General features: G+C 49.7%; 6 protein-coding genes. 4 read left to right on the forward strand and 2 right to left on the reverse strand.

Translation table 11 applies throughout. The annotated features are described in order from the left end of the window. Positions 1-55 precede the first annotated feature (55 nt). A complete protein-coding gene (locus KJY78_RS06200; protein WP_214337739.1) occupies positions 56-559 on the forward strand; it encodes a cupin domain-containing protein in 504 nt (167 codons plus the stop codon). Between the two features lie 361 nt (positions 560-920). Here the strand turns inward: KJY78_RS06200 and KJY78_RS06205 are convergent, their stop codons facing one another. After that, positions 921-2,876, reverse strand: coding sequence for a COG1361 family protein (locus KJY78_RS06205; protein ID WP_214337740.1), 1,956 nt, complete (start codon positions 2,874-2,876; stop codon positions 921-923). Positions 2,877-2,899: 23 nt separating this feature from the next. Between KJY78_RS06205 and KJY78_RS06210 the strand changes: the two genes are divergently transcribed. From KJY78_RS06210 to KJY78_RS06220, 3 genes are all read left to right on the forward strand, one after another. Continuing rightward, entirely contained in the window at positions 2,900-3,880 is a 981-nt protein-coding gene (locus KJY78_RS06210; RefSeq protein WP_214337741.1) for a SpaH/EbpB family LPXTG-anchored major pilin, read from the forward strand. An 86-nt stretch (positions 3,881-3,966) separates the two neighbouring features. Beyond that, a complete protein-coding gene (locus tag KJY78_RS06215; RefSeq protein WP_214337742.1) occupies positions 3,967-4,719 on the forward strand; it encodes a hypothetical protein in 753 nt (250 codons plus the stop codon). A gap of 189 nt (positions 4,720-4,908) precedes the next feature. Next, positions 4,909-5,427 carry a prealbumin-like fold domain-containing protein gene (locus KJY78_RS06220; RefSeq protein ID WP_214337743.1) on the forward strand — a complete coding sequence of 173 codons (519 nt, stop codon included), beginning with the start codon at positions 4,909-4,911 and terminating at the stop codon, positions 5,425-5,427. 454 nt (positions 5,428-5,881) lie between these two features. On the opposite strand, the gene KJY78_RS06890 is transcribed toward KJY78_RS06220, so the two are convergent. Then, positions 5,882-6,000 (reverse strand): LPXTG cell wall anchor domain-containing protein (locus tag KJY78_RS06890; RefSeq protein ID WP_214337746.1); only part of this gene is annotated, 119 nt, incomplete at its 5' end.

A 6,000-nucleotide genomic window follows, 5' to 3' on the forward strand; every position in this document is an offset into this window, starting at 1 on the left:
TGGTGCTGCTGGTGCTGCTGGTGCTGCTGGTGCTGCTGGTGCTGGGTGCGTTGATGTGGTAGGTATTGTTAGTGTGGATGGCAGCGGTGTTGCTGGTGCTGGAGACCCGGCTGGTATTGCGGCTAGAATTGCCGCTAAGCTAGGTTTGAAGCCGCTGCCTCACGAGGGTGGGTTGTTTCGTAATACGCTTGCTAGCGTGGATTCCACGGCGATTTATTTTATGGTGACTGAGGCTGGTTTTTCGGCTTTGCACCGGCTTAAATCTTCTGAGGTTTACCACTGGTATGCGGGCAGCCCTCTGCAAATAACGGTTTTGCATCCTGACGGGAGCGGTGAGAACATTATTCTTGGGCAGGATGTTTTGGGTGGTGAGGTGCCGCAGGTGGTTGTTCCTGGCGGGTGTTTTCATGGTTCTCGTTCGCTCGGCGCGTGGACTTTGCTTGGCACAACCATGGCGCCGCCTTTTTCTTGGGAACAGTTTACGCTTGCTGAACGCGCCCACTTGTTGCGCTCTCATCCGCGTTTTGCGGCGGATATAACGCGACTAACTAGGGATTAGCCTTTTTCAACGGGCAGGGGGCTGACAGCAGAGCTGCCACCCCACCTGCTCGCCTGTTGCTTCTGCCTGTGGGTGTTACACGCGAGCCTGTAACCGTCTGCGTGCCACAAGCCCGGCTACAAAACCAGCTGCGAGCACAGGCTGCACCCGATAAACACAACCATACACTGCCAGCACGCGCTACAAACCTACTAAAACAACACCACCCCATACACACAAAAATGGGGGAGTCAGAACAGTCCACACACCCTCCCCGTGAAAAGTCAAACCACCACACCACGCAACCAAAAAAGAGGGGGTGTGAGCCAGTCCAGCCCACACCCTCTATGCAGTCAAAAACCAGCCAATCTAACCTTGTGCTTCAACACACAACCAGCAGCCCTGCTGCAACACCTACTGCGAGTACACCTGCTCCTGTTAGATATAGCCAGTCGGACGCGACACCGCCGGTGAGTGGTAGTGGTGGTGCTACGGCCACAAACTTGCGTTGTAAACGAACTGTGTGTTGAACTGTTTCGTCCATCATAACCTGTTGCAGTTGATACGTCGACGGGGTTTGGCTGGTGAACTCCCAACCATCAGGGGCTGTTGTGTTGCGTACTGTTACTGTGCAGTTGCTACCAGCCCATAACATCCTATGTATAACTTGGGGCGCTCCTGCGCCGTTAACAAGCCGAGCATAGTTGAGCGTGTACGTGAAAGTATTGTTATGTTGAAACGGGGTAACACAGTCGATACTACCCGTCACGGTCACAACACCACTAGCAGGGCGTTCCCCTTCTGACCTGACAGTGAGTGAGACTGTGACCCTTTTGTTTGTGACATTAAAACTTGCTCTTGAAGTGTTATTGTTTTGGTTGGCGTCTGTAAACGCTGCGCTGGTGGTTGCAGTGAACCTTCGGCTGTTAGCAGCGAAAAACCCTGCTTTGCCTGTAACGGTTACTTTAACACTGCCTCCGGCTGGAATGACCGGTATGGTTGCTGTTACCGTGTGACTGTTTGCGTTGTACACCCACTGACCGGGGCAGCGAGCACCACGCCCTGTGGCCTGGCATGCCGAGTTTACTGTGGCGGCGGTGTTTACAAACCCGTCCCGGGGTAGTTGGATTGTAACGGGGATGTTACGCGCCTCATAGCCGCTGGCTTTGATTGTTGATATTACTTGTACTTGCTGGCCTGCGGCTACTGTTGGTGTGGCAGTTGTTTCGGTGGATACTTCGACTGGTATTTTTTCAACCTCCAGCCGTATTGTGGCGGTGCGTGAGCTGGTGATGTTTGATTCTGTTACCACAATAGGTGTATTCGTTTTCCATCTCCAACCAGCAGAAACCATACCCTTGTTAATGGTTATCACACAATCGCTACCTGCATCAACCATGTTGTTTAATTCTCTGTTCCATTTGCCGCCTGCTAGTTCGTTGTGTTTCAGAGTAAACATGAAAGGACGCGTGTCCCCTTGTCCACCAGGGTTGATGCATAGTACTTCACCTGTCACCACCACGGTAACATCATTGGGTACATTCCCTACAGAGGTAAACGAGGCTGTTAGCGTGGTTTTACGGGGAACAACACGAAACGTAGCGTCAGAAGGAATAGCGGTGAAATATTCTTGCACATCATAAGCACGGGAATTGGTTTTGTCGATGTAGGTGAAATCCAAAACCCCATCAGCGGTAGTGGTAACTGTGTGGGATGTGTTGGGTGTGCCTGTGACTGTTCCTGTTATGTTAAGTTCCTCAAAAAGCTGGTACTCACCGCCGTCCTTATAGTGGGGGGTGGGTGTGGGGAAACTACCGGTGAGCGTGCGTGTTCCTGCATCATAGTTTGATTGGAAACCATCTTGTGTGCATTGCCTTTGGTTTGTGCAGTCTCTTGTGAAGGGGCCTCTGGTTAGTGTTTCATTTGAGATTGTAAACCCGGCGGGTAGTTGCACATTGAAGTTAATTTTAACAGTATACGAATCCTGGGCAGATTGAATATCCTGCACCTCCTGGTACGCCGTATTGTTATACCTGAATGACACTTGGATGCTGGCTTTTTCATTGGGATGGTATTGTTGTTTGTCGGTTGTTGTTGTGGTTGTGACTAGATCTGTGATGGTGGTGCGGTTTATTCCGGTCGGCAGTTGTGTAGTGTGCGGGGGGTTTGTTGCTGGTTTGGTTTTGCTTGTGTTGTTTGCACTAGTGTTGTTTGGTTGTAGGCTGGTGGTAGTTGTGGTGGGTTTAACAGGTTCACCACCTGCTACTTGTTGCAGCGTGGTGTTTTGCCCGGCTGCAACACCCACCCCAGCAACGGTTTTCCCTGTTTGGTGCACCACCAGGGCCACCACCCGGAATGGGGGTGACTGCGCCCGGTGATATTGACACAAACCAGCAGGGTTCGATTATTGTGCACAAACACAAACAACAAGGCCCTCAAGGCAACCCCGGCACAGGACAACCTGAAAACCCACCCCCTCGAGGGGATGCGATTGCTGGGGTAGAGTTTAAGATTCAAAAACTCAATCTTAATCTCACAAAAAACACCGACTGGGAAACGCTTAAAACCCTAACCCCGGACGATGCTAAAAACAGGGTAGTTATGGGGTCTGAAACTATTAAAACAACAAACCTTAATGGGGAAGCCACATTCGATGGTCTTGCTGTTGGTGCTTATCTGGTTACAGAAACCAATGCTCCCGCTAATGTGGTTAAAAAGGCTGCGCCTTTTATTGTTACCGTACCCCACCCAAACGGCAACGCGTGGAACTATAACGTACACGTCTACCCAAAAAACACTGTTAGCGCTAAACCAACTAAAACCCTAGACGATACAAACGCCACAAAACTCGGTGACAGTGTCACCTGGACTATCACACAAACACTACCAGAACTCCAAAACGGTGAAACATTCACAGAGGTAAGCTTCACAGACCAGCTACAGGAAGGCCTAGAATACGTTGCACCCGCTACCGCGCAGGTAGACGGCCGTGAGGTTAATGTAACCGTTACCGCCACAGGAAACGGAAACCGAACCCTAACAGGTCAGTTAGATGACACAACAAATCTTACAGGAGGTGAAACTGTTACATTCAAAATCACAACCAAAGTTAATAAACCCGGGAAGATTGTAAACACCGCCAAAGTTAGAATCAAAACCTCTACTGGAGGGGATACCACACAGTCAACCCCAGACCCAGGACAGGGTGGCCCGGGTGGTGCACCAACCCTCATCTACGGGTACTTCGATATCCAAAAATATGTCACAAACACCATGATCGCAATATCAGGCTGGAAACAAACACAAACCCCCCACACACTACACAATCACCAGCCGGAATAAACCGCACCACCATCGCGGATCTAGTCACAAGCACAACAACAACCGACAAACAACAATACTATCCCGGTGAAAAAGCCAGCATCCAAGTGTCATTCAGGTATAACGATGCGGCGTACCAGGAGGTGCAGGATATTCAATCCAACCAGGATTCGTATACTGTTAAAATTAGCTTCAATGTGCAAATACCCACCGGGTTTACAATCTCACCAGAAACACTCAACAGAGGCCCCTTCTTGGTAAAGGACTGCACAAACCAAAGGCAATGCATACAAGATGGTTTTGAATGGAGCTACAACACACAGTCACGTACGCTAACTGGTAGTTTCCCCACACCCACCCCCCACTATAAGTACGGCGGTGAGTACCAGCTTTTTGAGGAACTTAACATAACAGGAACAGCCACAGGCACACCCAACACATCCCACACGATTACCACTACCGCTGACGGGGTTTTAGATTTCAGCTACATCGACCTTGCAACTAATGCCCGTGCTGATGATGCACGAGAACCTTTCACCGCTGTTGAATCCGACGCCACGTTTCAGATTATACCCCGTAAAACCACGCTAACAGCCGCGTTTCAGCCTGTGGGGCTTACCGAAGGACAGGTTGTTGTAACATGCCAGGTTTTATGCATTAACCCCCAACGGCAATCAGACAGGCGTAACATCATGTTTACTCTAAAACACAACCAGCTAGTAGGCGGCAAATGGGATCGAGTGTTAAACAACATGGTTGATGCAGGTAGCACCTGTGTGATAACCATTGTTAAGGGTGATGTTCCAGCAGGCTGGAAATGGAATCTGTCACTACCGGCTACTAGCCTGTTTTTAGCTTGATCAACGGTTAGAGTTGCTAGCGTCTCCCAGTCGTTGTTTTGTGTGAGATTAAGATCGAGTTTTTGAATCTTAAACACCACTCCAACAATCGCATCCCCGCGGGGGGTGAGGTTTCAGGTTGGCCTGTGCCGGGGTGACCTTGAAGGGTTTGCTGTTTGTGTTTATGCACAATAATCGAACCCCGCTGGCTTGTGTCAATATCACCGGGCGCAGCAACCCCCTGTACCGAGTGGTTCGGGTGGTGCACCAACCCTCATCTACGGGTATTTTGATATTCAAAAATATGTTAAAGACACCACAACCGCAATATCAGACGCAACCTTCGAACTCTACAAAGACGAAACCTGCGCAACTAAAGTAGACCTGAAAGAAACCCTTATAACAGTTGATACGGGTAAACTGGTTGGAGCCATCCCGGTTAAAGCCGGCAAATACAGCATAAAAGAAATTAAAGCCCCAACCGGATACGTGCTTAACACAATGTGTTTCCCGGTTACCGTGGGTGAAAATAACACTCTAACTAAACCTGCAACAGTAACTGTCTACAACAGCAAAGTCACTGTTCCCGCGCTTCCTCTAACCGGCGCACAAGGCCAAACAATCATGCTAACAACCGGTGGAATACTCATAGCTACAGGCCTAATAACCGTTGCTATAGTACACAGGAAACGAAAACTCATCGCAAACAAAAACAATATACAACATTAACAAACTTCCTATACTCACTAATAGGTTGGAACTGTCTGTATTGCATGGTTCTCTAGTGTTAAAAGTTTCTTTCGAGGCTTAGTTCTCGTGGAGGTGGGTTTTGCGGGTTTGAAACTGTCTGTAATGTCTGGTTCTTTGGTGTTAAAGGTCTTTTTCTAGGCGTGCGTTTTCGTGGAGTTAAAACTTTATAAGGTGTGGTTTTGTGCCGGTTTAGTGTTTATCATGCCAGTTGTACAAGAGTGGTGAGGTTGTGGGGTTTAACTCTCCAGGAGGAGTGATAGAACACCACCCTCTCCTTGTATAGTCTAGAAACCAGCCAATCCAGCCCTGTGCTTCAACACCCAACAGGCAGCTGGCTAAAACAACCACACCACCCGCCGGTGCTAGCCAGCCTGCAGGGGCTGACACCCGAGCGGTCAAACCACTTGCCGCCTGTTGCTTCTGCTTGTGGGTGTTACACGCGAGCCTGTAGCCGTCTGCGTGCCACAAGCCCAGCTGCAACACCAACTATCAGCACGCCTGCTCCTGCTAGATACAGCCAGTCGGACGCGACACCACCGGTGAGTGGTAACG

Source organism: Canibacter zhuwentaonis (assembly GCF_018531145.1).
Classification (GTDB): Bacteria; Actinomycetota; Actinomycetes; order Actinomycetales; family Microbacteriaceae; genus Canibacter; species Canibacter zhuwentaonis.